The organism is Streptomyces sp. NPDC093089 (genome assembly GCF_044754405.1).
Lineage (GTDB): Bacteria > Actinomycetota > Actinomycetes > Streptomycetales > Streptomycetaceae > Streptomyces.
The window spans coordinates 309,681-335,431 of record NZ_JBIVPA010000002.1; the positions used below are offsets into that span (position 1 = coordinate 309,681).

The window sequence follows — 25,751 nt, forward strand, 5'->3', positions numbered from 1 at the left end:
CTACCGTCGTGCGCATGGTGGTGCGGACGGCGGGGAACACGGGACGGTACGAAGGGCCGGCCGAAGCCTTGGGCGAGGCGCCGGCGCGCGAGCACGAGGAAGGGCCCGGAGCGGTCGGGGAGTTGCTCGGGACGCTGGACGCGGAGGGGCGCAGGGCGTGCGCGCTCACGCTCCACGCGAAGACGTGCCGCGACACGCGGGCCCGGACGGAGCGGGCGCTCGCCGACCTGTCCGGACAGGAGCTGGGCTGGAGCACCGAGGAGTCGGACGTGCTCCTCGCGCGGCTCGTCGGGAAGGACTCGAAGGTCGCCCCGTTCGAACTGGAGGGTTCCTTCCGGGCGTTGGTCACGATCGCCCTGTCGGCGGCGGAGCAGGCGGAGGACTTCGACCGGGCCCGGGTGCGGGCCCTGCGGCGGACCGCGGACGCCCTGTACACCCTCCGGGCCCCCGAGTTCGCGCCGCTCCGGGACCGGATGGACGCCCTGCTGCGCCGGGAGGCACCCGTCACAGCCGGTCGGCTCCCCCGCCATCTCCTCGATGGGCTCGACGACTTCGGGCCCGCGATGCGCGCCGCGCACGAGGAGCTGCTCGCGGGCGAGGGCGTGGCCGCCTTCCTGGGGCATTGCGCCCTCCTGGACAGGCCCCGGGCGACGCGGGCCTGGCGCCGGACGGCGGCGGCCCTGCTCGGCGAGGCCGAGCGGGGGGCCGAGGTGGTGCGGCGGCTGCTGGAGGGGATCGCCGCACAGCCCGAGCACCGGATCAGCGACCTCGGCCCGTGGGGCGCGAACGTCCGGGGCCTCACCGGCGAGACCAACACCTCGCTGGTGAGGGGCCTGTTGTGGGCGTCCCTCGATCTGCCCGACGCCTGGGTGGTGCCGCTGGCGGGGGCCGTGGCACTGAACGCCGGGACGGGGCTCGGCGGCTCCGGGGGCACCTGCCGCAGCCGGCCGCTGGCCACGGCGGCCGTCGCCGTGCTCGGCGAGTGCGGGGGCGCGCGGGGCGAGGAGGCCGTGCAGTGGCTCGGGCGGCTGCCGAAGCACGTGCGCAACCGCACGGTGGCCAAGGGGATCGCCAAGGCCCTGGAAGCCGTCGCCGCGCGCTCGGGCGCGACGCCGTCGACGCTCCGCGAGCGCGGGGTGCCGACGCTCGGGCTCGACGGGCGCGGGATCCGGGAGGAGGCGCTCGGCGCGTTCACGGCGGAGCTCGCGGTGCGGGAGCCCGGCACGGTCGCGCTGACCTTCCGCGGCCCGGGGGCCGGGCCCTGAAGACCGCGCCCCGGGCCGTCCGCGAGGGGCATCCGGAGGCCCTCAAGAGGGTCCGCGCCGGGCTCAAGGAACTCCGGGCGCTCGTCGCCGCCGAGCGGTCCCGCCTGGAGGAGCACCTGGCGGCGGGGACGTGCCGGTCGGCGGAGGACTGGCAGCGGTACCACGTGGACCATCCGGTCACCGGGGCGGTGGCCCGCGCCCTGCTGTGGGAGGTCGCGGAGGACGACGCGGAACGCGGCCCGGCGGGCGATCGGGTGGGCGGTCAGGAAGGCGGTCCGGAGGGCGGCGGGCGGTGGACGGCCGGGCTGCCCGAGCGGACCGGGGGCGGCTGGGCGCTCGCGGGCGCGGACGGCACCGCCCGACCGGTCGGCGCGGGCGCCCGGGTGCGGCTGTGGCGCCCCCTGCGGGCCGACGCCGACGAGGTCGCCGAGTGGCGGGCCGAGATGGCGGCGCGGGAGGAACGGCAGCCGTTCAGGCAGGTGTTCCGCGAGGTCTACCGACCGCTGCCGGAGGAGCCGGCGACCGGCTCGTACACGAACCGCTTCGCGGGGCACGTGTTGCGGTACGGGCAGGCGCGGGCGTTGATGGCCGAGCGCGGCTGGGCCGGGCAGGCGCGGGCGTTGATGGCCGAGCGCGGCTGGGCCGGCGACCACGCGGGGCACTTCGCGGGCGGCGCATCCTCGGAGCTGGTGAAGGAGCTGCCGGTGCCGGGGGACCTCCCGGCCGGCGAGGGGACGCACTGGCGGGCGCGGTTCTTCGTGGAACTGGTCGACGAGGGCGCGAGCCGCGACGGGGTGGCCGTGCTGTGTGCGACGGACCAGGTGCGGTTCGACCGCCGGTCCGGCGCGGCGGGCGCGCGGGGCGCCTGGACGGAGGCCGCCCTGGCCGACGTACCGGCGCTCGTGCTGTCCGAGGCGCTGCGGGACGTCGGCCTGTTCGCGGGCGTGGCGTCGGTCGGGGCGGACCCGGACTGGCGGGGCCGCGGGGAGGACCGGGCCCACGACGGGTACCGGGAGCGCTGGGCGTTCGGGGAGCTGTCGGAGCCGGCCCGGATCCGCCGCGCGACGCTGGCCGGGCTGCTGCCGCGGACCGGGATCGCGGACCGGGCGGAGCTGACCGACCGGTTCCCGCGGGTCCGCGGCGAGGTGCGGACGTACCGGATCCACCTGGGCTCGGGGAGCGTGCTGATGGAGCCGTCGGACACGTATCCGGCCGTCGACGCGGACCGTGCGGCGCGGGACGGCGGGCGGGTGTTCCTGCCGTTCGAGGAGGACGGCGGGATGCTCTCGGTGATCCTCTCGAAGGCCGTCCTGCTCGCCGCCGACGACCGGATCACCGACCCGGCGCTCGCCGCGCGGATACGGCGGGGCTGAGGCCGGGGCCGCGGACGGGCCCTCCGACGGGCCCGCCCGCGCGGCGGGTCAGAGGGCCGCGGCCCCGGCGGCGGCCGTGTCGGTCGCACCGGGCGCGTCGGCCGTCTCCGCCAAGAAGGCGAGGAGCAGGCGGGCGGTCTCCTCCGGGCGCTCCAGGGCGGGGAGGTGACCGGCCCAGTCGAGTTCGAGGAAGCGGGCGGCGGGGAGGAGCTCGGCGAGTTCGGCGGCGACGGCCCGGAAGTCGGGCAGGTCGTGGGCGCCGACGGCGACGAGGGCCGGCACCTGGATGCGGGCGAGTTCGTCCTCGGTGACCCCGGGGTTGACGGGGTGGTGCGCCTCGGGGGCGGCGAGCTGGACGTCGAAGATGTGCCGCTGCGCCTCCCGGACGAGGGCGCGGTCGGCCGGTCCGGCCTCGGGGCCGACCCAGGTGTCGACGTTGAGCTCGACGGCCCCGTCGATGTCGCCGGCCTCGATCATCGCGTCCTCGCGGGCGCCCCAGGCGCGCAGTTCGGCGCTCGGTTCCATGCCGGGGACGGCGGGGCCGAGGAGGGCGAGGGCGGTGACCCGGTCGGCGTGGCGGGCGGCGAACTCCAGGGCGACGCGGCCGCCGAAGGAGGATCCGACGACGGCGGCGCGGTCGGCTCCGAGGTGGTCGAGGAGGTCCCGTACGTCGTCGGCGTGGGTGTGCGCGGCGTCCATCGGGCTGTCGCCGAAGCCGCGGAGGTCGCAGCGGACGACCCGGTGCCCGGCCTCGGCGAGTGCGGTGAACTGCCCGTCCCACATCCGGCGGTCGCAGACCCCGGAGTGCAGCAGGACGACGGTCGAGGGGCCGTGTCCGGCCAGGTCATGAGAGAGCGTCATTCGGGTGACCCTACGTGCCGGATGAACCTTTGGCCATCGCTATTCCCGGGCGGGTTGAACACGTTCAAATATAGGTCTACAGTCATGCCCGTCAGCTTTTGAACATGTTCAAGGGAGGGTGGGGCATGGACCTCACTGTCGTCGCGTACATCGCCTACCTGCTGATCAGCGTGGCCCTCACCATCTGGGTCGCACGTACCCTCAGCCGCAACGGGAGGGTCTTCCTCGCGGACGTCCTGCACGGGAACGAGAAGCTCGCGGAAGCGGTCAACCACCTCCTGGTCGTCGGCTTCTACCTCGTCAACTTCGGCTTCGTCGCCCTCTACCTGAGCCAGGACGCCGCCGTCCTCGACGCCCGGTCGCTCTTCGAGGCCCTCTCCGTCAAGCTCGGCGTCGTCCTGCTGGTACTCGGCGTCATGCACCTCGGGAACGTGTACGTGCTCAACAAGATCCGCCGGCGCGGGGTCATGGAGCGCGAGCAGGTCCCGCCGGTCGGCCCGCAGGGCTGGACCGCGACCCCCAAGGGCGGCCCCTGGGCCCCGCCCGCGCCCCAGCGCTGAACGGCGGGACCACCGTGCCGGCCCCGACCGCACCGAGGACCCCCGTGGGTCACCTGACCGTGCTGTACGACGCCGAGTGCCCGCTCTGCGTGCACCTCAGGCACTGGCTGCTGCGCCAGCGGCGGCTCGTCCCGCTCGACCTCGTCCCCGCCGGGTCGCAGGAGGCACGTCGCCGCTTCCCCGCCCTCGACCACGCCGCCACCCTGCGGGAGATCACCGTGGTCGGGGACCGGGGCCAGGTCTACCGGGAGACCGCCGCCTGGATCGTCTGCCTCTGGGCGCTCGCCGACCACCGGGCCACGGCCCACTGGCTCGCCACCCCCGCCGGACGGCCCTTCGCCCGGGGGGCGGTCCTGACGGCGGCGAAGTGGCGCGCGGCCCTGAAGGGCCCGTCCTGCGGGGACGGGCACTGCGAAGTGCCCGGTACGCCCGACTAGGCTCGGCCCCGTGAAGGACGTGAACGAAGAGAAGAAGGCCGACGACAAGAAGGCCCCCAAGAGCGAGCAGACCCGCACGCTCATCCTCGAGACCGCGCTCCGGCTGTTCAAGGAGCGCGGTTACGACAAGACGACGATGCGGGCCATCGCTCAGGAGGCCGGGGTCTCCGTCGGCAACGCGTACTACTACTTCTCGTCCAAGGAGCACCTCGTCCAGGGCTTCTACGACCGGATCGCCGAGGAGCACCAGGCGGCCGTCGAGTCCATCCTGACCGGCGGCGAGAAGGACCTCACGGCTCGCATCCGCGGGGTCTACCTCGGCTGGCTGGACATCGCGGAGCCGTACCACGAGTTCGCGTCCCAGTTCTTCAAGAACGCCGCCGACCCCGACAGCCCGCTCAGCCCGTTCTCGCCCGAGTCGGAGGGCCCGCGCGAGGCCGCGATCGAGGTGCACCGCCGGGTCATCTCCGGGGCCTCGGTGAAGGTCGACCCGGAACTGAGGGAGGCCCTCCCGCAGTTGCTGTGGCTCCAGCAGATGGGCCTCGTGCTGTTCTGGGTGTACGACCGCTCGGAGGGCGCGGCCAACAGCCGGCGCCTGGTGGAGCGCCTCGCGCCGGTCACCGCCCGCGCGATCTCCCTCTCCCGCTTCCGCATCCTGCGCCCGCTGGTCAAGGAGACGCACGAGCTGCTCTCCGACTTCATGCCCACGGCGGCCGGCATGGCGGCCTCGGGCATGCCCAAGCGGTCCGCCGCGAAGCCGCCGAAGGCCTAGGAAGCGCCCTGCGGGAGACGGCGCCGCTTTCCGGACAGGGCCCCCAGGAAGCCGCTCAGGGCCCGTCCGGAGGACGGGCCCTGAGCGCGGCGGGACGGGTGGGGACTAGATCCAGACCAGTTCCCACAGGCGCCAGATGCCGGTGCCGTCCGTGAGGTACTGGGAGCCGGCGACGGACTCCGTGGAGAGGACGTAGTCCTTCTTCTGCCACAGCGGGATGAGCGGGACGTCGCTGGCGACGACGTCCTGGATCTCCCGGAAGTCCGAGGTGGCGCGGGACCGGTCGCTGTACTGCTGCGTCGAGGAGATCAGCGAGTCGATGTGCTTGCTGGAGAAGCCGTTGTGCAGCGTGTTCTGCGTGCCGACGAGCGGCGCGGTGAAGCTGTCGGAGTCGGGGAAGTCGGGGAGCCAGCCGACGGTGTAGGCGTCGTAGGCGCCGCGCGCGTACCCCTTCTGGAAGTTCTGCCAGGTCGCCTCGACGACCTCGACCTCGAAGAGGCCGGTCTCCTCCAGCTGCTTCTTGATCTCGGCGGTCTCGGCCGCGTAGGTGGCGTCCTTGCGGAAGCCGAAGGTGAACTTCACCGGCTCGGTGATGCCGGCCGCCCGCAGGATCCGCTTCGCCTTCTTGGCGTCGGGCGCCGGGTCGACGTCGTAGAACGCGGTGCTGTGGCCGACGAATCCCTGCGGGATGAGGGAGTAGAGCGGCTCGACCGTGCCCTTGTAGGCGCTGGTGGTGATCGCCGGGCGGTCGATGACGGCGGCGACGGCCTGCCGCACGGCCTTGTCCGCCATCGGCGAGCCGGGCCGCACGTTGAAGTTGATGTTGCGGATCTCGGCGCTCTCCGCCTCGGTGACGCGCGTCCCGTCCCCGGTCTCCAGGGCCGACAGGTAGTCCGGCGGGAGCTGCCGGTGCGTCACCTGGACCTCCTTCGCCTTCCACGCGGCAGCGAGGTCCGTCGACTGCCCGAAGTACTTCACGACGATCGGGCCGCCGGTCCTGGTGACGGCGCCCTTGTAGTTCGGGTTGGGTTCGAGGCGGGCGGACTCGCCCTCCTTGTAGTCCTTGAGGACGTACGGCCCCGAGCCGTCGACCATGTTGCCGGGGCGCAGGGCCTTGGCCGGGTACTGGCTGCTGTCGACGATCGAACCCGCGCCCGTGGCCAGCTTCAGCGGGAACGTGGCGTCCCGCCCGCTCAGGCTGAAGGTGACGGTGCGCCCGTCGGCCGTGACGCTCTTGAGCGTCGGGAACAGCGGCTGCGGACCGACGTCCGTCTTGATCCGCATCATGCGCTCGAAGGAGTACTTGACGTCCTCGGCGGTCATCTTCCGCCCGTTGGCGAACGACAGGTCGTCGCGGAGCGTGCACTGGTACGTCGTGAGCTTGGTGCCCACGAACTTGCAGCTCTCGGCGGCGTCGGGGACCGGGGCGCTGAAGCCCGGCTTGAACGTCAGCAGCGACTGGAAAACGTTGCTGTACATGGCCCAGGAACCGGCGTCGTACGCGCCGGCCGGGTCCAGTGAAGTGACCTCGTCGGTCGTGCCGACAGTGATCGGATCGGTCCGGCCGTCGTCGGAGGGCAGGAGTTGCCAGCCCCCCACTCCGGCGGCCACCAGTACTCCACAAGTGATGAGGATCCGCAGACGGACCGTCGACCGCATTGCCGTGCTTCCTTCATTTGGTGCTACCCCAGAAGCGACGAACCCCCCGAAGACGCCGCGATGGCGTCATCCCATCACACCCCTTTCACAAGTGGAAGAGAAAACTTTCACACGACAGGTATATGTCCGGGATATGAGAATTTAAGTCGATGAGCAGCACGTATCGGTCTCGACGCAAGGAGTGACCGGTACCGTTTAGGCCTGTTTCGAGGCGAGTTCGACGATCGTGATGTCGGACGGCGCCCCGACCCGGACCGGCGGCCCCCACGCGCCCGCGCCCCGCGAGACGTACAGCTGCGTGTCGCCGTAGCGTTCGAGCCCCGCCACGGTCGGGTTGGCCAGTTCGGCGAGGTACTCGCCCGGCCACAGCTGGCCGCCGTGCGTGTGCCCGGAGAGCTGGAGGTCCACACCGTGGCGCACCGCGTCGTGCACGACGATCGGCTGGTGCGCCAGCAGGACCGAGGCCCTGGCCCGGTCGCGGTCGCCGAGCGCCCGCACGAAGTCGGGCCCCTGGCCCTCGCGCTCCCCCGCGACGTCGTCGACGCCCGCCAGGTCGAAGCCCGCCGCGATCTCCACCCGCTCGTTGCGCAGCGGGCGCAGGCCCAGTTCGCGGACGTGGTCCACCCAGGCGTCGGCGCCCGAGAAGTACTCGTGGTTGCCCGTCACGAAGAACGAACCGTGACGCGCCCTCAGCCGCGCGAGCGGCTCCGCCGCCGAACCGAGGTCCTCGACGGTGCCGTCGACGAGGTCGCCGACGACCGCGATCAGGTCCGGCTGCGCCGAGTTGATCGTGTCCACGATCCGCTGGGTGTGCGCACGCCCCAGGATCGGCCCCAGGTGGATGTCCGAGACCACCGCGATCCGGTACCCGTGCGCCGCCCGCGGCACCTTCGCCAGCGGCACCGTCACCCGCTTCAGCCGCGGTCCGCGCAGAACCCCGTACGTGCCGTGGCCCACGGTCCCCAGCGCCACCGCCGCCGCCGACCCCGCGACCACCCGCGAGACGAACAGCCGCCGCGACACCTCGGCGGGCCCGGACCCCTGCCCGCCCCGCGCCCCGGGAGCCGCTTCCACCGCCCCGGGAGCCGCCTCTGCCGCCCCGGGAGCCGCTTCCGGCCGGGAGGCCGCGGCGGCGGTCGTCGCCGCCTTGTCCGCAGCCTTCTCCGCCTTCTCCTCCGCCGCCGCCTTCTCCGCCGGAACCGTCACCGGCGCCGGTACGGGCTCCGCCGCCTCGGCACCCGCCGCCGGTACGGACCGCGCCGCGGCCGCGCCCGCCGCCCGGCGGGTGAGCCAGGCCCGCAGGACAGGACGGACGGCCTCGCCGACGACCAGCGCCAGGGTCACGTAGAGCAGCACGGCCAGCCACAGGAACCCCGGCCACGCGACGACCTGCTGGACGAAGAACGGCACGCCCGCGCGACCCGACGCCAGCGCCGCGACCGAGAGCACCGGCAGCGCAACCAGCGCGCCCGTGCCCAGTCTCCGCGGCACGCTCCCCGGCGTGGTCACGTCCCGCACGAGGCGCCGCCACACGTACCAGTGGACCGCGCCGAGCAGCGCCAGGACCACGACCAGAACCAGCAGGAAGGCGACCACGCCCCGAACCCCTTCTACGAACGCCGTACGGACGCTCAGACGGTGTGACCGCCGTCGCGACGCCCGGAACGCACTCCACGCAACCCGATCACCCCGATCGCCGTCCCCAGGACAAAGGATGTGACGGCGAGCAGCAGATGAACCCAGAAGTAGGCCGTCGGGTCGCCCGCGTCGTCGAACGCGAGGCCGCTCCCGTCCTTCCAGAGGTTCTTGACGAAGGTGATCCAGATGAACCAGCTCCACACCCCGAAGGCGAGCAGGAACCAGGAGACGCGGCGGCTGAGCTTCATGGCCCCAGTATCACCGTCCGCCTCCCGGGCCCCGCGTCCGGGTGGACGAGCCCGGACGAAGCGCCGGGCGGGGTTCGGATACCTGTTCCGTACCTGTACGTTCTCGACCGTGTCTGCTTCGAAGAAGACCGCGTGCGCGGTCGCCGCTGCCGTGCTGCTCCCCCTCGTCACCGGCGCGCCCCCCGCCTGGGCGGACGAGAAGGACAAGCAGCCCAAGCCTCCCGCCGCGATGTCAGGGCTCGGCGGCGTGCTGCTGGGGCAGCCCGGCACACAGGTGAAGCTGGGCCCCGGGGCGCCGGTGCTGCCGAAGGAGCTGTCCGGGCGCTCGTGGATCGTGGCGGACGCGGAGACCGGCGCGGTCCTCGCCTCGCACAACGCGCACTGGCCGCTGGCCCCGGCGTCCACCCTCAAGATGCTCTTCGCGGACACCCTGCTGTCGAAGTTCCCCCGGACGCAGAACCACCTGGTCACCGCCGAGGACCTGGCCGGGATAGGAGAGGGCTCCAGCCTGGTCGGCATCAAGGAGAAGCAGACCTACAGCGTCCACGACCTGTGGCTCGGCGTCTTCCTCCGCTCCGGCAACGACGCCGTCCACGTCCTGACGAACATGAACAACGGCCTGAAGCAGACCGTCGCCGACATGAACGACCGCGCGGCCGAGCTCCAGGCGCTCGACACCCGCGTCGTCACCCCGGACGGCTACGACGCCCCGGGCCAGGTGTCCTCCGCGTACGACCTGACACTGATCGCCCGCAGCGGCATGCAGAAACCGGACTTCCGCGAGTACGCCGCCACGCCGCGCGCCGCCTTCCCCGGCGAGGCCAAGCCGGGCAAGAAGCGCGAGACCTTCGAGATCCAGAACACCAACCGGCTCCTCACCGGCGACCTCGGCGTCGCCCCGTACCAGGGCATCGCCGGCGTCAAGAACGGCAACACCACGCACGCGGGCGCCACCTTCACGGGCGTCGCCGAGCGGAACGGCAAGGTGCTGCTCGTCACCGTCATGAACCCGTCCTCCAAGGAGCAGCACGCCGTCTACCGGGAGACCGCCCGGCTGCTCGACTGGGGCTTCGCCGCGTCCGGGAAGGTGACCCCGGTGGGCGAGCTGGTGCCGCCGCGGTCGGCCCGCACGGAGACGACCGCCCCGGCCGACGGCACGGCCCCGGCGCCGGCGCCCGGCAAGAACGCCCCGGCCGAGGCCGCCGCCGCGGGCAGGTCCGGCGGCGTCGGCATCGCGCTCGGCGTGGCCGGCGGCGTCCTCGTGCTCCTGGCCGCCGCGGCCTTCCTCGTCAACCGCCGCTGGCCGCTGGCCGCTTCGGGCGCGCTCCGCCGCCGCTCGCAGGACGACCGGAAGGCCGGGGAGACCGGGGAGAGCCCTGAGGGCCCCGAGGCGCAGGCGACCGCTACGGCCGGGGAGACCGGGGAGGCTCAGGAGTCTGCGACGACGCCGGGGACCCGGAAGACGCCGGAGAATCAGGAGAATCAGGGGAATCAGGAGACTCCGGAGACTCCTGAGTCCGCGAAGACGAACCCGTAGCCGTCCAGGCCGCGCAGTACAGGAGCAGTTTCGCGGTGAAGTTGATCCAGAGCAGCAGGGCGACGGGGACGCCGAACGCGCCGTACATCGACTTCGCCGCGACGCCCTTCATGTAGCCGCCGAGCAGCAGCTTGAGCAGCTCGAAGCCGACCGCGCCCATGAGCGCGGCCACCACGAGGCGGCGGCGGGGCGGTTGGACGCCGGGCAGCAGCGTCAGCACGTACAGCAGGATCAGGAAGTCGGCGACGACGGCGACGAGGACGGCGGCGGCCTGGAGGAAGTAGCCGCCCGCCCCGTCGCCGGAGATGCCGATCCGGTCGGCGCTCCAGCCGACGGCCGTGGAGCCGAGCCAGGACGCGGCGAGCGAGGCCAGGGCGATGCCGCCGAGGCCGACGAGGATGAGGGCGTCCTTGGCCTTGAGGAGGACCGGGTTGCCCTCGATGTCGTCGAGCCCCCACACCGCGCGCAGGCACTCCCGCATCGAGCCGATCCAGCTGATGCCGGTGACGAGCAGGATGGCGCCGGCGACGAGTCCGACGGTGCCCGCGTTGGCGACCAGGCCCTCGATGTCGAGCTGGTCCGAGATGCCGGGCACCTGGTCGGCGACCTTCTGCTCGATCCGGTCGAGCTGGTCGTCGGTGAGGAGCGCGGCGCCGATCGCGGCGGCGACGGTGATCAGCGGGAAGAGCGCGAGGAAGGAGAGGAAGGTGATCGCGGCGGCGAGCCGGCTCCAGTGGGCCTCCGCGAGCGTCTCGTACGAGCGCCAGGCGTGGGTCCGCATGAGGCGGGTGACCGCGGGGCCGATGACGGGGAGCTTGGTCAGCCAGTCCATGTCGTACGCGTGCCCCTTGATCCGTGAGATGACCTGACTACGAGAATCCCCCGTCGTGGCGCGCAGAACCACGAACGACATCCCGTAGCAATACCGTCATATGCGACAGAAGCGGCTATACGGTCACCCCCATGGCCGTCGCGAACGGCTCCCGTTCCCGCTCGGCCCGGACCCGTCCCGCCGTCCCGCCCCCTGAGGAGCACCCACCATGAAGGACGTACCCGGCCTCCCGCAGTCCCTGCTCGTCCTCGGCGGCACCTCCGGGATCGGGCTGGCCACCGCCCGCCGGATGATCGCCCGGGGCGCCCGGACGGTCTGGCTGGCCGGCCGCCCCTCCCCCGCCCTGGCAGCCGCCGCGGACTCGCTGCGCCGGCTCGGGGCGGAGGTGCGCACCGTGCCGTTCGACGCGCTGGACACCGAGTCGCACGAGGAGCGGCTCGGGAAGGTCTTCACGGAGGGCGCCATCGACCTGGTGCTGCTCGCCTTCGGGGTGCTCGGCGACCAGGCGCGCGACGAGTCCGACCCGGTCGCCGCCGTCCGGGTCGCCCAGACCAACTACACGGGCGCCGTCTCGGCGGGCCTGGTGTGCGCCGGCGCGCTCCAGGCGCAGGGGCACGGCTCGCTCGTGGTGCTCTCCGCGGTGGCGGGCGAGCGGGCCCGCCGCGCCGACTTCATCTACGGCTCGTCGAAGGCGGGGCTCGACGTGTTCGCCCAGGGCCTCGGGGACGCGCTGCACGGGACCGGCGCGCGCGTCATGGTCGTGCGCCCCGGGTTCGTGCGGTCGAGGATGACGGCCGGGCTCCCGGCCGGCCCGCTCGCGACGACCCCGGAGGCGGTCGCGAGCGCGATCGAGCTGGGGCTGCGGCGCCGCTCGGAGACGGTGTGGGTGCCGGGGGCGATGCGGATGGTGGCGGCGGCCGTACGGCACCTGCCGAGGCCGCTGTACCGGCGTCTGCCGGTGTGAGGGCCGGCACACCGGAGCCCACCGGTGTGACGGCCGGTGGGCAGGGGAAAAGGCGGTCGGCCGGCGGGTCCGTCAGCCCGCGGGGGTGACCGTCGGCGTGTCGACCGGGCTGCCGCCCTGGCTGGGGACGGCGGGGATCGGGCGGCCGCTGCCGAACTGGTAGTCGTACAGCTTCCGCCACACGGCGTCCGGGCCCTGCTCGTACAGGGCGAAGGAGCCGCAGGTCCAGGCCGCCTCGTAGTCCGCGAGCTCCGAGAACGCCCGGTCCATCCCCTCCTCGGAGATGCCGTGCGCCACGGTGACGTGCGGGTGGTACGGGAACTGGAGGTCGCGCACCAGCGGCCCGGCCTCGTCCCGGATGCGGGCCTGGAGCCGGTTGCAGGAGGCGACGCCTTCCGTCAGCGTCACGAAGACCACCGGTGACAGCGGGCGGAACGTGCCGGTGCCCTTGAGGCGCACCGGGAACGGCTGGTGCGCGGCGGCGACACCGGCCAGGTGCGCCTCGATCGCCGGCAGCCGCTCCTCGGCGACCTCGGTCGGCGGGACGAGCGTGACGTGCGTGGGAATGCCGTACGCGGCAGTGTCCCCGAAGCCGGCGCGCCGCTCCTGGAGCAGGCTGCCGTAGGGCTCCGGGACCGCGATCGAAACGCCGAGCGTTACGGTCCCCACGTCGTTCTCCTCCGTCGTCGGTCGACTTGTGTGCGGGTGGTGCAGCCGCCAGTGTGCGGCCTGCACCACCCTTGTGGCCAGGGCCCTTGGACTCAGTGCTTGGCGGGCAGGAAGCCCATCCGGTCGTACGTCTGCGCCAGCGTCTCCGCCGCGACGGCCCGCGCCTTCTCCGCTCCCTTGGCCAGGACCGAGTCCAGCGTCTCCGGGTCGTCCAGGTATTCCTGGGTGCGGGCCCGGAACGGCGTGACGAAGTCCACCATGACCTCGGCCAGATCCGTCTTCAGCGCGCCGTACATCTTGCCCTCGTAGCTCTTCTCCAGGTCCTCGACGGAGGTGGCGGTGAGCGTGGACATGATCGTGAGCAGGTTGGAGACGCCGGCCTTGTTCTCCGGGTCGAAGCGGATCACCGTGTCGGTGTCGGTGACGGCGCTCTTGACCTTCTTGGCGGTGGCCTTCGGGTCGTCCAGGAGGTTGATCAGGCCCTTCGGCGAGGACGCCGACTTGCTCATCTTGATCGTCGGGTCCTGGAGGTCGAAGATCTTCGCCGTCTCCTTGAGGATGTACGGCTTCGGGATCGTGAACGTCTCGCCGAAGCGGCCGTTGAAGCGCTCCGCGAGGTCGCGGGTCAGCTCGATGTGCTGGCGCTGGTCCTCGCCGACCGGGACCTCGTTGGCCTGGTAGAGCAGGATGTCGGCGACCTGGAGGATCGGGTACGTGAACAGGCCCACCGTGGCGCGGTCGGCGCCCTGCTTGGCGGACTTGTCCTTGAACTGGGTCATGCGGGAGGCCTCGCCGAAGCCGGTGAGGCAGTTCATGACCCAGCCGAGCTGCGCGTGCTCGGGGACGTGGCTCTGGACGAAGAGGGTGCAGCGCTCGGGGTCGAGGCCGGCCGCGAGCAGCTGGGCGGCGGCGAGCCGGGTGTTCGCGCGGAGCTCGGCGGGGTCCTGCGGAACCGTGATGGCGTGCAGGTCGACGACCATGTAGAAGGCGTCGTGGGTCTCCTGGAGGGCGACCCACTGGCGGACGGCGCCGAGGTAGTTGCCGAGGTGGAACGAGCCTGCGGTGGGCTGGATTCCGGAGAGCACGCGGGGACTGTCAGAGGCCATGCACATCATTCTCTCAGGTGTGGGAACCGATCCCCGTCGACCGGTGTATCAAGAGTGTGAGGACGCGGGAGGGGGGCCTGGTCGACGACGAGGCCGTGGTGATCGCACGGGTGCGCGCCGGTGAGCCGGAGGCGTACGCGGAACTGGTCCGCGCGCACACGGCGGTGGCGCTGAGGGCGGCTGTGGCGTGCGGCGCGGGTCCGGAGGCCGAGGACGTGGTGCAGCAGGCGTTCTTCAAGGCGTACCGGTCGCTGGGGCGTTTCCGGGAGGGCTCGGCGTTCCGGCCGTGGCTGCTGCGGATCGTCGCCAATGAGACCAGGAACACAGTGCGCTCGGCGGGTCGGCAGCGTGCCGTCCACGACCGGGAGGCCGATCTGCTCGGGGCCGAGCCGCTGATACCGGAGTCGGCGGACCCCGCGGTCGCGGCCGAGGAGCGGGAGCGGAGCCGGCGGCTGTGGGAGGCCCTGGACGGCCTCGCCGACGACCACCGGCAGGTGGTGGTCCACCGCTATCTCCTGGAGCTGGACGAGACGGAGACGGCCGAGGCCCTCGGCTGGCCGAGGGGGACGGTGAAGTCCCGGCTGAGCCGGGCGCTGAAGAAGCTGGGACGCGTGCTGGACCAGGATCCGGAGGGAGGTGGGGGGCGTGGCTGACGAGGGTCTGCCGGACGAGCTGAGGGAGCTCGGGCGGCGGCTGCGGGTGCCGGACGTGGACGGCGGGTCGATGGCCGAGCGGGTGCTCGCGCAGCTCCTCGCCGAGCGGGTGCCGACGCCGGTGCCGGAGCCTTCGCCGGTCCGGTCGCGGTGGTGGGCATCGGTGCGCGGTGCGGCGCGCGAGCGGTGGCGCGCGCTGGTGGCGGGGTTCACCGGCGTGCTGGTCGTGCTGGTGCTCACCCCGCCGGTCCGCGCGACGGTCGCGGACTGGTTCGGCTTCGGCGGGGTCGCCGTGCGGTACGACCCGGACGCCCACGTGCCGGTCGGCGGCGCGGTGCCCGGCTGCCCCGAGCCGGTGCCCCTGGCGGACGCCGGGCGGCTCGCGGGCTTCGAGCCGCTGGTACCGGAGGCGCTCGGCGCGCCGGACGCGGTCGTGGTGACGGGCTCGGCCGCGCGGGGCCGGGCGGTGATCGGCCTGTGCTGGCGGGAGGGGGACCGGACGGTCCGGCTCGACGAGTTCCCTGCCCGCCTGGACATCGGCTTCGCCAAGCAGGTGCGGACCCCGCCCGAGTGGGTGGACCTCTCGGACGGCGGGCAGGGCTACTGGTTCGCCGCCCCCCACCTGCTGACCTTCCCGATGACGGACGGCGCGGGCGCCGCCTGGACCCACGAGGTCCGCACGGCGGGCCCCACGCTCCTCTGGACGAGGAGCGGGGGCGCGCTCACCTTCCGCCTGGAAGGCATACCGGACCGCGAGCGGGCCCGCCGCACCGCCGAGTCGACGCGCTGACGGGCAGCAGGGCTGACGGGCTGACGGGCTGACGGGCTGACGGGCCGCAGGAATGCCGGGCCGCAGGGCTGCCAGGCTGCCGGGCCCGTCGTGGGTCAGGCCGGGAGGCCCGGGGCCGGGTGGGCGGCCATCAGGTCGGAGACCTGGGCGCGGACGGCGAGGAGCGTGTCCTCGTCGCCCGCGCCGGCGGCGGTGACGGCCCGGTCGATCCACTCGGCGACCTGGGCCATGTGCTCGGTGCCGAGACCGCGGGAGGTGAGGGAGGGGGTGCCGATGCGGATGCCGGAGGGGTCGAAGGGCTTCCGGGTGTCGTAGGGGACGGTGTTGTAGTTGACGACGATGCCCGCCCGGTCGAGGGCCTTCGCGGCGATCTTGCCGGGGACCTGCTTGGGCGTGAGGTCCATCAGGATCAGGTGGTTGTCGGTGCCGCCGGAGACCAGGTCGAAGCCGCGCGCGAGGAGCGCCTCGGCGAGGACCTTGGCGTTGGCGACGACGGCGTGGGCGTAGTCGCGGAAGGAGGGCTGGGACGCCTCGCGCAGGGCGACGGCGATGGCCGCGGTGGTCTGGTTGTGGGGGCCGCCCTGGAGGCCGGGGAAGACGGCCTTGTCGAGCGCCTTGGCGTGCTCCTCGCGGGACATGAGCATGGCGCCGCGCGGGCCGCGGAGGGTCTTGTGGGTGGTCGTGGAGACGACGTCCACGTGCCCGACCGGGGACGGGTGGGCGCCGCCCGCGACGAGGCCGGCGATGTGGGCGATGTCGGCGACGAGCACGGCGCCGGCCTCGCGGGCGATCTCGCCGAAGGCGGCGAAGTCGATGGTGCGCGGCAGCGCGGTGCCGCCGCAGAAGATGACCTTCGGGCGTTCCTTGAGGGCCAGTTCGCGGACCTCGTCGAAGTCGATCAGGCCGGTGTCGTGGCGCACGCCGTACTGGACGCCGCGGAACCAGGTGCCGGTGGCGGAGACGCCCCAGCCGTGGGTGAGGTGGCCGCCCATCGGCAGGGCCATGCCCATGACGGTGTCGCCGGGCTGGGCGAAGGCGAGGTGGACGGCGAGGTTGGCCGGGGAGCCGGAGTAGGGCTGGACGTTGGCGTGGTCGACGCCGAAGAGGGCCTTGGCGCGCTCGACGGCGAGGGTCTCGACCTGGTCGATGTTCTGCTGGCCCTCGTAGTAGCGGCGCCCCGGGTAGCCCTCGCTGTACTTGTTCTGGAGGACGGTGCCGGAGGCTTCGAGCACGGCGGCGGAGACGTAGTTCTCGCTGGGGATGAGGCGCAGGGTCTCGCCCTGGAGCCGTTCCTCGGCGCCGACGAGGGCGGCGAGTTCGGGGTCGGCGGCGGCGAGGGCGGGGTGGTGCTGCGGGGTGGTCATGGTGGTGTCCTCCGGGCGTTCGGCGGAACGGTCCCGGGGCTGAGGTGCGCACGGGACCTGGGGCCCGTGATGCCCAGGCGAGCGGCACCTCGTGTGGTGGAGCGCGCGCGGCTCCCCCGGGGTCGCTTCCCCGTACGCCAGTCGCCGCGCGTGTTTCCACAGTAGCGGGCGCGCCGTCGTCGAGGTTTCCCTGTCCGGCATCCGAGCGACGATAAGAAAGGGGCCACACGTACCCCCGAGCCGCAGGACGAACGGAGATCCCGTGTCGAGGACAGAAGACGCGATCGCTGCCGCGGACGCGCACAGCGCGCACAATTACCACCCCCTTCCGGTCGTCGTCGCCTCGGCGGACGGCGCCTGGATGACCGACGTCGAGGGCCGTCGCTATCTCGACATGCTCGCCGGGTACTCGGCGCTCAACTTCGGGCACGGCAACCGGCGTCTGATCGACGCCGCGAAGGCGCAGCTGGAGCGGGTGACGCTGACGTCCCGGGCGTTCCACCACGACCGCTTCGCCGACTTCTGCGGGCAGCTCGCGGAGCTGTGCGGCAAGGAGGCGGTGCTGCCGATGAACACGGGGGCGGAGGCGGTCGAGACGGCCGTGAAGACCGCCCGGAAGTGGGGCTACGAGGTGAAGGGCGTGCCGGACGGGCACGCGAAGATCGTGGTCGCGGGGAACAACTTCCACGGCCGGACGACGACGATCGTCAGCTTCTCCACGGACCACGAGGCACGGGACCACTTCGGCCCGTACACGCCGGGGTTCGAGATCGTGCCGTACGGGGACCTGACGGCCCTGGAGGCGGCCGTCACGGAGAACACGGTGGCGGTGCTGCTGGAGCCGATCCAGGGCGAGGCGGGGGTGCTCGTCCCGCCGGCCGGCTACCTGGCGGGGGTGCGGGAGCTGACGCGCCGGCGGAACGTGCTGTTCATGGCGGACGAGATCCAGTCGGGCCTGGGCCGGACGGGGCGGACGTTCGCGTGCGAGCACGAGGGCGTGGTCCCCGACGTGTACGTCCTGGGGAAGGCGCTGGGCGGCGGGGTGGTGCCGGTGTCGGCGGTGGTCGCCGACCGTGACGTGCTCGACGTGTTCCGGCCGGGTGAGCACGGCTCGACGTTCGGCGGGAACCCGCTGGCCTGCGCGGTGGCCCTGGAGGTGATCGCGATGCTGCGGACGGGCGAGTACCAGGAGCGGGCGGCGGAGCTGGGCGAGCACCTCCACGCCGAGCTGGGGCTGCTCGTCGGCGGTGGCGCGGTGGAGGCGGTGCGCGGGCGGGGCCTGTGGGCCGGGGTGGACATCGCACCGTCGCGGGGCACCGGCCGGGAGATCTCGGAGCGGCTGATGGAGCGCGGGGTGCTGGTGAAGGACACCCACGGTTCGACGATCCGGATCGCGCCGCCACTGGTGATCTCGAAGGAGGACCTGGACTGGGGTCTCGAACAGTTGAGGGCCGTCCTCTCGGAGTGACGGCGTCCGGTCGAGGGCGGCGGTCGGCACGGGCGCGCGGCACTCGCGCGCACGCGCCGACTGGGTCCGGGTCGACGCGCCGACGGAGCTCGGGCCGGGCTCCGGCAGGGGCTCGGGCCGGGCTCCGGCAGGTTCCGGGCAGGGCGTCGGCGGGCGCTCGTGCGGCGCGTCGGCAGGCGCTCGGGCAGGGCGGGGACGGGCGCTCGGGCAGGGCGGGGACGGGACGCTCCGGCAGGGCGGGGACGGGGCGCGGACGGGGCAACTCGGGCCATTGACACGACAGTTGGTCTAGGCCAATGATGCGGCCATGTCGAGACTCCGTCTGCGTCACGCCGTGCGTGCCGCGCTCGCCGCCCTCGTCCCGCTCGCGCTCCTCGGCGCGGTCACGGGGCCCGCGCACGCCGCCCCCCGGGCGGCCTGGCCCGAGCCCGTCCCGGTGGTCTCCCACGTGGAGACCACCGACCCGGTCGTCTTCATCACCATCGACGACGGCTGGAACCACGACCCGGCGGCGGCGAGGCTGCTGCTCGACCGCCGGGTGCCCGCATCGCTCTTCCTGCTCCCCGGCGCCTACTCGTACGACTCCGGCTACTTCCACACGCTGCTCGACCAGGGCCGCTCCCGCGTCGAGAACCACAGCGTCGACCACCCGGACCTGACCACCCTCGACGCCGCCGGGCAGCGGGCGCAGGTCTGCGGGGCCCGCGACCGGCACCTCGCCGAGTTCGGCGACGGGCCGCGCCTGCTGCGCCCGCCGTACGGCACGTACGACGCGACGACCCGGACCACGGCCCGCGCGTGCGGCGCGAAGGCGCTGGTGACCTGGACGCACGACCTGACGACCTGGGGTCAGTGGACCCCGCCGGCGCCGCGGCTCAAGGCGGGCGACATCATCCTGCTGCACTTCAACGAGACGGTGGAGCAGGACCTGCGGCGGGCCCTCGACCTCGCCGAGGCGGCCGGTCTGAAGCCCGCGCCGCTCAGGGAGTACGTCCCCGAGTAAGGGCCCCCGAGCAGGGCCGCGCCTCAGAGGATCACGTGCGGGAGGAAGCGGGCGTACTCGTCGGTGACGGGCCCCGCCGACTCCCGTATCCCGAGACCCGCCGCCTCGTCCTCGACGACCCACGCGCCGAGCACCACCCGGTTGCCGTCGAAGTCGGGCAGCGGGGCCAGTTCCTGGTAGCAGCAGGCCTCCCCGTCCCGTACGAACGGCTCCGTGCCGGCCTCGTGCAGGGTGACGCCCGCCCCTTCCCGGCCGAGCAGCGGCTTGGCGACCCAGCCGGTGGTGGCGGCGAGTTCGCGCGGACCGTCGAGGTAGGCGGGGAGCAGGTTGGGGTGGCCGGGGTACAGCTCCCACAGGATCGCGAGCAGTGCCTTGTTGGAGAGCAGCATCTTCCAGGCGGGTTCGATCCAGCAGGTGGTGCCGGTCCCGCCGCCGTTGTCGAGGGTGTCGAGGACATGCCGGCCGAAGCGGTCGGTGGTCAGCCACTCCCACGGGTAGAGCTTGAAGCAGCTGCGGATGAACCGGAGCCGGTCGTCCACGAAGCGGCGCGAGAGCCGGTCCCAGCCGATCCGCTCGACCGAGAGCGCCTCGGTGTCGAGCCCGGCCTGCTGGGCGGTCTCGCGCAGGTACGCGACCGTCATCAGGTCCTCGCCGAGCTCGTCGCCGTCCGAGTGGGCGAAGTGGAGGGGGCCGGGCGGCAGCAGGTGGGCCTGCCGCTTCCAGGCGTCGACGAGCCGTTCGTGGAGGGAGTTCCACTGGTCGGCGCCGGGGAATCGTTCCTCCATCCAGAACCACTGCGGGCTGGCGGCCTCCACGAGCGAGGTGGGGGTGTCGGCGTTGTACTCCAGCATCTTCGCCGGGCCCGTGCCGTCGTAGCGCAGGTCGAACCGCCCGTAGAGCGACGGCAGTTCGGCACGCCGACGCCACGACTCGGCGACCAGGCCCGCCAGCTTCGGATCGGTGATGCCGAGCTCCGCGAACCGGTCCCGCTCGACGATGTGCGCGGCCGCCGCCAGGCACATCGCGTGCAGCTCCTCGACGACCTCCTCCAGGGCCTCGACCTCGGGCAGCGTGAAGGAGTAGTACGCGCTCTCGTCCCAGTACGGGCGCAGCGAGCCGTCCGGGTAGCGGGTCAGGGGGTAGACGAGCCCCTGCTCCTCGACCGTCCGCTGCCAGTCGGGGCGGGGCTCGATGGTGTGCCGTTCCATGGTGTCGCGTCCGCCTCAGCCGCCGCCGGTGCCGGAGCAGCCGAAGCCGCCGGTGTCGACGGCGGTCTTGTCGAAGCTGCCGCCGCTCACCTTCCGGTCGTTGACCGAGCCGCCGTAGTAGTACGCGCCGCGGTGGGTGCCGCTGCTGCCGTCGTCGTCACCGCCGCCACTCTGACACTGGTAGCTGGGCAGCTCCTCCCGGGTCAGCGGGTCCACGCACCGCCTGTCCGGATCCGAGCCGCACGCGGTGATCGTCGCCGCGAGCACACCCATCCCACCGAGCACCACCGTGCTCGACCTGAGCCTGCGCATGTCCGTCGCCCTCCCCTTCGCGGTCGCGTCCGTCGCGGTCGCGTCCGTCGCGACCGCACAGTGTAGGCCGATGATTTCCGGCCTCAACCCATAGAGTCTTTTCGTGCTTCTCGGGATGATTTGTGCGCTGGCCTCGTCCGTCTGCTTCGGCGCGGCCTCGGTGTTCCAGGCGATGGCGGCGCGTGCCGCGGAGCCGGGGACGGGCAGCGGGGTCGACGTCGCGCTGATGTGGCGGGCCCTGCGGCAGTGGCGTTATCTCGCCGGTCTCGGCCTGGACGGCCTGGGGTTCGCCCTGCAGATCGTGGCGCTGCGGACGCTGCCCATCTACGTGGTCGGCGCGGCCCTCGCCGCGAGCCTGGCGGTGACGGCGGTCATCGCCTCGCGGGTGCTGCGGGTGCGGCTCAAGCGCGTGGAGTGGGTGGCCGTGGCCGTGGTCTGCCTGGGACTCGCGATGCTGGCCCTCGCGTCCGGCGAGGAGGGCCACGAGGACGGCTCGGAGGCACTGCGCTGGGCGCTGCTCGCGGTCTCGTTCGGGGTGCTGCTGCTCGGCGCCGTGGCGGGCCGGCTGCCGCAGCGGTCCCGGGCGCTCGTCCTCGGCCTGGGCGCCGGCTTCGGCTTCGGCGTGGTCGAGGTGGCGGTCCGGCTCATCGACGGCATCGACTTCGCCGACCCCGTCTGGTACGCGCTCCTCGTCGGCGGCGGCGCCGCGTTCCTCCTGCTCACCTCCGCCCTCCAGCGCGGCTCCGTCACCACGGCGACGGCCGGGGCCGTGCTCGGCGAGACCATCGGCCCCGCGATCGTCGGCGTCGTCTGGCTCGGCGACCGCACCCGCGAAGGCCTCGGCTGGCTCGCCGTCACCGGCTTCGCCATCGCCGTAGCCGGCTCCCTCACCCTGGCCCGCTTCGGCGAGCCGCCCGCTCCGGAACCGGTCCCGGGGCGGCGGCAGGACGCGGAGGCGGCTCCGGGGCGGAACCCGGGCATGCCTTGACCGCCGACGCGCGCCGGACCGCCGGCCGGCCTCCCGGGCCGCCGAGCCCTCGAACCGCCGCCCCCTCGGCCGGTCAGGGCAGGACCCGGCACAGGGCGCGCAGGGCGCCCTGCCAGCCGCTGTCGGAAGGCGTGGCGTAGCCGACGACGAGGCCGTCGAGGGTGGGGGGCACGGCGGGGCGGCGGAACTGGTTGACTCCCTGGACGGCGAGGCCGTGCCAGGCGGCGGCGCGCACGACCTCCTGCTCGGTGCCGGGCGGGAGCGCCAGGACCGCGTGCAGCCCGGCCGCGATGCCGCTGACCCGGGTCTCGGGCGAGTGCGCGGCCACGGCCGCCACCAGCTGGTCGCGGCGGCGCCGGTAGCGCAGCCGGCTCGCCCGCACGTGCCGGTCGTACGCCCCCGAGCCGAGGAACTCCGCGAACGCCAGCTGGTCCGGCGCGCTCGACACCCAGTCCACGGCCCCCTTCGCGGCCGTCACCTCGGCCATGAGCTCCTCCGGCACCACCATCCAGGCGAGGCGCAGGCCGGGCGCGAGGGACTTGCTCGCGGTGCCGAGGTAGACGACGCGGTCGGGGTCGAGGCCCTGGAGCGCGCCCACCGGCTGCCGGTCGTAGCGGAACTCCCCGTCGTAGTCGTCCTCCAGGACGAAGCCGCCCGAGGCGCGCGCCCAGTCGACGACGGCGGCGCGCCGGTCCGGCGGCAGGGCGCCGCCCAGCGGGAACTGGTGGGCGGCCGTCATGAGGACGGCGCCGGCGGCGCCGAATCCCTCCTCGGTCAACTCCTCTACCCGGGTGCCCCGTTCGTCGTGCGGCAGCGGCGGAATCCCGAGCCCGGCGCGGTCGAGGAGGTCCGCGTGGATGTCGAGTCCGTACGACTCGACCGCGACGTCCCGCACCCCGCGCGCCCGCAGCACCTCGCTCATCAGCATCAGACCGTGCACGAACCCCGAGCAGATCATGATCCGTTCGGGCCGGGCGTGGACGCCCCGGGCACGGGAGAGGTACTCGGCCAGCGCGGTGCGGAGTTCGATCCGGCCGCGCGGATCGCCGTAGCCGAAGGCCTCGTTGGGCGCAGCGGTGAGCGCCCGCCGGTACGCCTTGAGCCATTCGGCGCGCGGGAAGGCGGCGAGGTCGGGGGTGCCCGCCTTCAGGTCGTGCGCCGGGCCGCCGGGGCGCCGGCCGGCCGGCGGCGGGGTGGTCCGGCGCACGACAGACGGCGGGGCGGTACGGGACGCGGGCCCGGGGGCCGGGGCGGGGGCCCTGGTGGCGCGGGACGCGGGCCCGGGGGCCGGGGCGGGGGTCCGGCGGGGGGCCGCCCGCTTGGCGACGCGGGTGCCGGAGCCCTGCCGGGCCGTCAGCCAGCCCTCGGCGACGAGTTCCGCGTAGGCGTCGGCGACGGTGTTGCGGGCCATGCCGAGGTCGGCGGCGAGCGTCCGGGAGGACGGCAGCCGGGTGCCCGCCTCCAGGCGCCCGCTGCGCACGGCCTCCCGCAGGGCCTCCATGAGGCCGGCGCGCAGTCGTGGACCGCGCAGCTCCAGATGGAGGTCGGACCCGAAAGTGGCCCACTCGTTCGCCATGGAAATGGACCATACCCGTGTGCCACAGGGCTCGTACGGTGATCGGTATGACGACCACGACCCCGCGGACCGCGCCCCCGGCCGAGCCCGCCGCCCCCACCCGTGAACTCGCCCACGCACACGCCCCCCGCCTCGCCCTGGCCGAGCTGCTCCCCGACTTCTACCGGGCGATGGTCCGCCTCGAGACCGCCGCGGCGAAGGGCGTCGACCCGACCCTGTACCACCTGATCAAGATCAGGGCCTCGCAGGTCAACCGCTGCGCGTTCTGCATCGACATGCACACCAGGGACGCGCTCGCGGAGGGCGAGACCGTCGAGCGGATCGTGCAGCTGTCCGCCTGGGAGGAGTCCCGGCACTTCTACACCGAGCGGGAGCTCGCGGCCCTCGCGCTGACCGAGTCCGTCACCGTCCTCACCGACGGCTTCGTGCCCGACGAGGTGTACGCGCGGGCCGCCGCGCACTTCGACGAGACCGAACTCGCCCGGATCGTCGCGGCGATCACCACGATCAACGCCTGGAACCGGATCGGCGTCACCACCCGGCTGACGCCCGGCCACTACACCCCGCGCTCCGCGTGAGCGCCGACCCGAAGGCCGCGGCCCTGCGCGCCCTCCACCGGGGACGCGCCGCGGACGACCCGCTGGTGCTGCCCGGCCCCTGGGACGCGGCGGGTGCCCGCGTCTTCGAGGCCGCCGGCTTCCCGGCCCTCGCCACGCCGAGCGCCGGGATCGCCGCCTCCCTCGGCCACGAGGACGGGGCGACGCCGGCGGCGGAGATGTTCGCCGCCGTGGCCCGGATCGCCCGCGCGGTCTCCGTGCCCGTCACGGCCGACCTGGAGGGCGGCTACGGCCTTCCGGCGGCCGAACTGGTGGAACGCGTACGGGAGTCCGGCGCCGTCGGCGTCAACCTGGAGGACACCGGCCCCGACCGCGCGCTCAGGGACCCCGAGGTCCACGCGGAGTGGCTCGCGGAGGTGCGGGCCGCGGCCGGCCCCGAGCTGTTCGTCAACGCGCGCGTGGACGTGTACATCCGCCGGGTCCCCGAACCGGCGGAGGCCGCGGTGGCCCGCGCCCGGCTCTACGCGGCGGCGGGCGCGGACTGCGTCTACCCGATCGCGGCGCCGCCCGCGGACCTCCCGTTCCTGCGCGGCGCCCTCGGCGACCTCCCGCTCAACGTCCTGGCCGTCCCCGGCGGCCCGTCCTTCGCCGAGCTCGGCGCGCTCGGCGCGACCCGGATCACCTTCGGCGACGGCCTGCTCCTACGGGCGCTCGACGACCTCGCCGCCCTCGCGGGGAAGCTCCGCGACGGCGGGACGCTCGGGGCCTGACCGGCGGACGCCCCGAGAGCTGCGCCCAGAGGGCGGGACACCCGGCAGGGTGTCCCGCCCGTCAGTACGCGCCCGGGCGGAAGAACTTCAGGGCCACGCCGAGCCGCTCCCGCTGCTTCGGCCAGTCGGACTCCGGGCCGGCGGCCAGGATCGCGTAGTGCGTGCCGTCCGCGGCGGTGAAGGCCCGGTCGACGACCTTGCGGCGGCCGCCGTCGCGGTCGTAGGCGTACACCAGCTCGGCGGCGTCGGACGGGGCGCCCGGTTCGCCGGTGACCCGTTCGAGGCTGATCTCCTGGTAGCCGGGCTTGTTGGCACGGCCGTCGTCGGAGGCTCCCCGCAGGGCGTCGTACGGCGTCATGTCCTCGTCCTGGACGACGAAGACCTGGATCAGGCTCCGGCGGTCCGGCGCGTTGAAGAAGACGCCCTGGTCGGACTCGGTGCGGTCCCAGCCCTCGGGGACGGCGATGGTGAAGCCCTTGAGGTCCTGCTGCTCGCTGTAGCCGGGCGGCGGCACGTCGTCGGCCGGGGCCGACGACGTGCCGGGCGGCGAGTCCGACGCGGTGCTGCCGGTCGTCGGCTCCGTGGTGGTCTCGCCGCTGTCCACCGGGACCGAGACGGAGACGGAGACCTCCGGGCCGCCCGCCGCCGGGGTCCCCGCGTCGTCCCGGCCCCAGACCAGCCAGCCGCCCACGGACCCGGCGGCCAGGACGGCCACGGCCACCCCGGCCGCGAGCGCCGTCCGCGAGCGCGGCCGGTCCGCCGCGACGGTGCCGGCCACCGGGTACTGCCAGCCGCCCGTCTCGGGGTCGTACTGCGGCGCGTGTCCCGGGCCGTATCCCGGCGAGGCGCCGGGGCCGTACCCCGGTGTGGTGCCGGGGCCGTACTCCGGGGCCACGCCGGGGCCGTACTCGGGCGTGGTGCCGGGGCCGTACTCCGGGGCACGGTCGGGCGGCGGAGGCGGCACGACGGGGCCGTGCGCGGCTCCGTACCCGGCTCCGTACCCGGCTCCGTACGCGCCTCCGTGCCCGCCTCCGTGCGGGGCCGCGCCGGGGTCCGGGGGCCCGGTCGGCGGTGAGACCGGTCCGCGCTCCCAGCTCTGCGTCTCGTCGTTCCAGCGGGCCCCGCCCCCGTGGCCGCTCAT

General features: G+C 73.8%; 25 protein-coding genes, 1 pseudogene and 1 riboswitch. Of the genes and pseudogenes, 14 read left to right on the forward strand and 12 right to left on the reverse strand.

Annotation, left to right across the window (positions count from 1 at the left end):
• The first annotated feature begins 14 nt into the window (after positions 1–14).
• On the forward strand, positions 15–1,265 hold the full coding sequence (locus ACIQFX_RS05010; RefSeq protein ID WP_402459023.1) for a hypothetical protein: 1,251 nt from the start codon (positions 15–17) through the stop codon (positions 1,263–1,265).
• Positions 1,262–2,638: a DUF4132 domain-containing protein gene (locus ACIQFX_RS05015; protein WP_402459573.1), complete on the forward strand. Its 1,377-nt coding sequence runs from the start codon at positions 1,262–1,264 to the stop codon at positions 2,636–2,638. Before ACIQFX_RS05010 ends, ACIQFX_RS05015 begins: the two co-directional genes overlap by 4 nt.
• 48 nt (positions 2,639–2,686) lie before the next feature.
• Here the strand turns inward: ACIQFX_RS05015 and ACIQFX_RS05020 are convergent, their stop codons facing one another.
• On the reverse strand, positions 2,687–3,499 hold the full coding sequence (locus ACIQFX_RS05020; protein ID WP_402459025.1) for an alpha/beta fold hydrolase: 813 nt from the start codon (positions 3,497–3,499) through the stop codon (positions 2,687–2,689).
• A 125-nt stretch (positions 3,500–3,624) separates the two neighbouring features.
• On the opposite strand from ACIQFX_RS05020, the gene ACIQFX_RS05025 reads away from it, so the two are divergent.
• From ACIQFX_RS05025 to ACIQFX_RS05035, 3 genes are read left to right on the forward strand one after another with little or no spacing between them, the layout of a single operon-like run.
• Positions 3,625–4,059: a hypothetical protein gene (locus ACIQFX_RS05025; RefSeq protein WP_402459027.1), complete on the forward strand. Its 435-nt coding sequence runs from the start codon at positions 3,625–3,627 to the stop codon at positions 4,057–4,059.
• 44 nt (positions 4,060–4,103) lie between these two features.
• Positions 4,104–4,496: a thiol-disulfide oxidoreductase DCC family protein gene (locus ACIQFX_RS05030; protein WP_402459028.1), complete on the forward strand. Its 393-nt coding sequence runs from the start codon at positions 4,104–4,106 to the stop codon at positions 4,494–4,496.
• Positions 4,497–4,506: 10 nt separating this feature from the next.
• Positions 4,507–5,268, forward strand: a complete 762-nt coding sequence (locus ACIQFX_RS05035; RefSeq protein ID WP_402459030.1) for a TetR/AcrR family transcriptional regulator — start codon at positions 4,507–4,509, stop codon at positions 5,266–5,268.
• A 105-nt stretch (positions 5,269–5,373) separates the two neighbouring features.
• Here ACIQFX_RS05035 and ACIQFX_RS05040 read toward each other — a convergent pair whose 3' ends face one another.
• The 3 genes from ACIQFX_RS05040 to ACIQFX_RS05050 form a co-directional block, all read right to left on the reverse strand.
• Positions 5,374–6,927 carry an ABC transporter substrate-binding protein gene (locus ACIQFX_RS05040; protein WP_402459032.1) on the reverse strand — a complete coding sequence of 518 codons (1,554 nt, stop codon included), beginning with the start codon at positions 6,925–6,927 and terminating at the stop codon, positions 5,374–5,376.
• A 195-nt stretch (positions 6,928–7,122) separates the two neighbouring features.
• Entirely contained in the window at positions 7,123–8,523 is a 1,401-nt protein-coding gene (locus ACIQFX_RS05045) for a metallophosphoesterase (RefSeq protein WP_402459034.1), read from the reverse strand.
• Between the two features lie 35 nt (positions 8,524–8,558).
• Complete coding sequence (locus tag ACIQFX_RS05050; protein ID WP_402459036.1) at positions 8,559–8,813, reverse strand: SCO4848 family membrane protein; 255 nt, start codon at positions 8,811–8,813, stop codon at positions 8,559–8,561.
• A 109-nt stretch (positions 8,814–8,922) separates the two neighbouring features.
• Between ACIQFX_RS05050 and ACIQFX_RS05055 the strand changes: the two are divergent.
• Positions 8,923–10,281 (forward strand): annotated as a pseudogene (locus ACIQFX_RS05055) (D-alanyl-D-alanine carboxypeptidase family protein); the annotation flags it as partial.
• On the opposite strand, the gene ACIQFX_RS05060 reads toward ACIQFX_RS05055, so the two are convergent.
• The gene (locus tag ACIQFX_RS05060) at positions 10,217–11,182 is read right to left on the reverse strand and encodes a YihY/virulence factor BrkB family protein (RefSeq protein WP_402459575.1); all 966 of its coding nucleotides are present in this window, start codon (positions 11,180–11,182) and stop codon (positions 10,217–10,219) included. The pseudogene ACIQFX_RS05055 and the gene ACIQFX_RS05060 overlap by 65 nt on opposite strands.
• A gap of 208 nt (positions 11,183–11,390) precedes the next feature.
• On the opposite strand from ACIQFX_RS05060, the gene ACIQFX_RS05065 reads away from it, so the two are divergent.
• Complete coding sequence (locus tag ACIQFX_RS05065) at positions 11,391–12,146, forward strand: decaprenylphospho-beta-D-erythro-pentofuranosid-2-ulose 2-reductase (protein WP_402459037.1); 756 nt, start codon at positions 11,391–11,393, stop codon at positions 12,144–12,146.
• 72 nt (positions 12,147–12,218) lie between these two features.
• Here ACIQFX_RS05065 and ACIQFX_RS05070 read toward each other — a convergent pair whose 3' ends face one another.
• Both ACIQFX_RS05070 and trpS read right to left on the reverse strand, forming a co-directional pair.
• A complete protein-coding gene (locus ACIQFX_RS05070) occupies positions 12,219–12,815 on the reverse strand; it encodes a 2'-5' RNA ligase family protein (RefSeq protein WP_402459039.1) in 597 nt (198 codons plus the stop codon).
• A 92-nt stretch (positions 12,816–12,907) separates the two neighbouring features.
• Complete coding sequence (trpS, locus tag ACIQFX_RS05075) at positions 12,908–13,921, reverse strand: tryptophan--tRNA ligase (RefSeq protein ID WP_402459041.1); 1,014 nt, start codon at positions 13,919–13,921, stop codon at positions 12,908–12,910.
• Between the two features lie 56 nt (positions 13,922–13,977).
• Here trpS and ACIQFX_RS05080 point away from each other — a divergent pair, with 56 nt between their 5' ends.
• Both ACIQFX_RS05080 and ACIQFX_RS05085 read left to right on the forward strand, forming a co-directional pair.
• Positions 13,978–14,574, forward strand: coding sequence for an RNA polymerase sigma factor (locus ACIQFX_RS05080; protein ID WP_402459042.1), 597 nt, complete (start codon positions 13,978–13,980; stop codon positions 14,572–14,574).
• Positions 14,567–15,364, forward strand: coding sequence for a hypothetical protein (locus ACIQFX_RS05085; RefSeq protein WP_402459043.1), 798 nt, complete (start codon positions 14,567–14,569; stop codon positions 15,362–15,364). The genes ACIQFX_RS05080 and ACIQFX_RS05085 overlap by 8 nt, the downstream gene beginning before the upstream one ends.
• Positions 15,365–15,459: 95 nt before the next feature.
• Here ACIQFX_RS05085 and glyA read toward each other — a convergent pair whose 3' ends face one another.
• Positions 15,460–16,728: a serine hydroxymethyltransferase gene (gene glyA / locus ACIQFX_RS05090; RefSeq protein WP_402459045.1), complete on the reverse strand. Its 1,269-nt coding sequence runs from the start codon at positions 16,726–16,728 to the stop codon at positions 15,460–15,462.
• 64 nt (positions 16,729–16,792) lie between these two features.
• A riboswitch (ZMP/ZTP riboswitch) is annotated at positions 16,793–16,883 on the reverse strand.
• Positions 16,884–16,990: 107 nt separating this feature from the next.
• Here glyA and rocD point away from each other — a divergent pair.
• On the forward strand, positions 16,991–18,196 hold the full coding sequence (gene rocD, locus ACIQFX_RS05095) for an ornithine--oxo-acid transaminase (RefSeq protein WP_402459047.1): 1,206 nt from the start codon (positions 16,991–16,993) through the stop codon (positions 18,194–18,196).
• 307 nt (positions 18,197–18,503) lie between these two features.
• Complete coding sequence (locus ACIQFX_RS05100) at positions 18,504–19,199, forward strand: polysaccharide deacetylase family protein (protein ID WP_402459049.1); 696 nt, start codon at positions 18,504–18,506, stop codon at positions 19,197–19,199.
• Positions 19,200–19,222: 23 nt separating this feature from the next.
• Here the strand turns inward: ACIQFX_RS05100 and ACIQFX_RS05105 are convergent, their stop codons facing one another.
• Both ACIQFX_RS05105 and ACIQFX_RS05110 read right to left on the reverse strand, forming a co-directional pair.
• The gene (locus ACIQFX_RS05105) at positions 19,223–20,407 is read right to left on the reverse strand and encodes a glutathionylspermidine synthase family protein (protein WP_402459050.1); all 1,185 of its coding nucleotides are present in this window, start codon (positions 20,405–20,407) and stop codon (positions 19,223–19,225) included.
• Positions 20,408–20,422: 15 nt separating this feature from the next.
• Complete coding sequence (locus ACIQFX_RS05110; protein ID WP_402459052.1) at positions 20,423–20,719, reverse strand: hypothetical protein; 297 nt, start codon at positions 20,717–20,719, stop codon at positions 20,423–20,425.
• A gap of 115 nt (positions 20,720–20,834) precedes the next feature.
• On the opposite strand from ACIQFX_RS05110, the gene ACIQFX_RS05115 reads away from it, so the two are divergent.
• Positions 20,835–21,707: a hypothetical protein gene (locus ACIQFX_RS05115; RefSeq protein ID WP_402459053.1), complete on the forward strand. Its 873-nt coding sequence runs from the start codon at positions 20,835–20,837 to the stop codon at positions 21,705–21,707.
• A gap of 73 nt (positions 21,708–21,780) precedes the next feature.
• On the opposite strand, the gene ACIQFX_RS05120 is transcribed toward ACIQFX_RS05115, so the two are convergent.
• Positions 21,781–23,283 carry a PLP-dependent aminotransferase family protein gene (locus ACIQFX_RS05120; RefSeq protein ID WP_402459055.1) on the reverse strand — a complete coding sequence of 501 codons (1,503 nt, stop codon included), beginning with the start codon at positions 23,281–23,283 and terminating at the stop codon, positions 21,781–21,783.
• A gap of 47 nt (positions 23,284–23,330) precedes the next feature.
• Between ACIQFX_RS05120 and ACIQFX_RS05125 the strand changes: the two genes are divergently transcribed.
• Both ACIQFX_RS05125 and ACIQFX_RS05130 read left to right on the forward strand, forming a co-directional pair.
• Positions 23,331–23,861, forward strand: coding sequence for a carboxymuconolactone decarboxylase family protein (locus tag ACIQFX_RS05125; RefSeq protein ID WP_402459057.1), 531 nt, complete (start codon positions 23,331–23,333; stop codon positions 23,859–23,861).
• Positions 23,858–24,610 carry an isocitrate lyase/phosphoenolpyruvate mutase family protein gene (locus ACIQFX_RS05130; protein ID WP_402459059.1) on the forward strand — a complete coding sequence of 251 codons (753 nt, stop codon included), beginning with the start codon at positions 23,858–23,860 and terminating at the stop codon, positions 24,608–24,610. Before ACIQFX_RS05125 ends, ACIQFX_RS05130 begins: the two co-directional genes overlap by 4 nt.
• A gap of 61 nt (positions 24,611–24,671) precedes the next feature.
• Here the strand turns inward: ACIQFX_RS05130 and ACIQFX_RS05135 are convergent, their stop codons facing one another.
• Positions 24,672–25,751: a hypothetical protein gene (locus tag ACIQFX_RS05135; RefSeq protein WP_402459060.1), complete on the reverse strand. Its 1,080-nt coding sequence runs from the start codon at positions 25,749–25,751 to the stop codon at positions 24,672–24,674.

Excerpts from the sequence above, each read along its gene's own strand:
- ACIQFX_RS05125 (WP_402459057.1), top strand. The coding sequence starts at position 23,331 with ATGACGACCACGACCCCGCGGACCGCGCCCCCGGCCGAGCCCGCCGCC.
- ACIQFX_RS05100 (WP_402459049.1), top strand. The coding sequence starts at position 18,504 with ATGTCGAGACTCCGTCTGCGTCACGCCGTGCGTGCCGCGCTCGCCGCC.
- ACIQFX_RS05060 (WP_402459575.1), bottom strand. The coding sequence starts at position 11,182 with ATGGACTGGCTGACCAAGCTCCCCGTCATCGGCCCCGCGGTCACCCGC.
- ACIQFX_RS05025 (WP_402459027.1), top strand. The coding sequence starts at position 3,625 with ATGGACCTCACTGTCGTCGCGTACATCGCCTACCTGCTGATCAGCGTG.
- ACIQFX_RS05065 (WP_402459037.1), top strand. The coding sequence starts at position 11,391 with ATGAAGGACGTACCCGGCCTCCCGCAGTCCCTGCTCGTCCTCGGCGGC.
- ACIQFX_RS05120 (WP_402459055.1), bottom strand. The coding sequence starts at position 23,283 with ATGGCGAACGAGTGGGCCACTTTCGGGTCCGACCTCCATCTGGAGCTG.
- ACIQFX_RS05110 (WP_402459052.1), bottom strand. The coding sequence starts at position 20,719 with ATGCGCAGGCTCAGGTCGAGCACGGTGGTGCTCGGTGGGATGGGTGTG.
- glyA (WP_402459045.1), bottom strand. The coding sequence starts at position 16,728 with ATGACCACCCCGCAGCACCACCCCGCCCTCGCCGCCGCCGACCCCGAA.
- trpS (WP_402459041.1), bottom strand. The coding sequence starts at position 13,921 with ATGGCCTCTGACAGTCCCCGCGTGCTCTCCGGAATCCAGCCCACCGCA.
- ACIQFX_RS05040 (WP_402459032.1), bottom strand. The coding sequence starts at position 6,927 with ATGCGGTCGACGGTCCGTCTGCGGATCCTCATCACTTGTGGAGTACTG.
- ACIQFX_RS05115 (WP_402459053.1), top strand. The coding sequence starts at position 20,835 with ATGATTTGTGCGCTGGCCTCGTCCGTCTGCTTCGGCGCGGCCTCGGTG.
- ACIQFX_RS05010 (WP_402459023.1), top strand. The coding sequence starts at position 15 with ATGGTGGTGCGGACGGCGGGGAACACGGGACGGTACGAAGGGCCGGCC.
- ACIQFX_RS05135 (WP_402459060.1), bottom strand. The coding sequence starts at position 25,751 with ATGAGCGGCCACGGGGGCGGGGCCCGCTGGAACGACGAGACGCAGAGC.
- ACIQFX_RS05105 (WP_402459050.1), bottom strand. The coding sequence starts at position 20,407 with ATGGAACGGCACACCATCGAGCCCCGCCCCGACTGGCAGCGGACGGTC.
- ACIQFX_RS05050 (WP_402459036.1), bottom strand. The coding sequence starts at position 8,813 with ATGAAGCTCAGCCGCCGCGTCTCCTGGTTCCTGCTCGCCTTCGGGGTG.
- ACIQFX_RS05020 (WP_402459025.1), bottom strand. The coding sequence starts at position 3,499 with ATGACGCTCTCTCATGACCTGGCCGGACACGGCCCCTCGACCGTCGTC.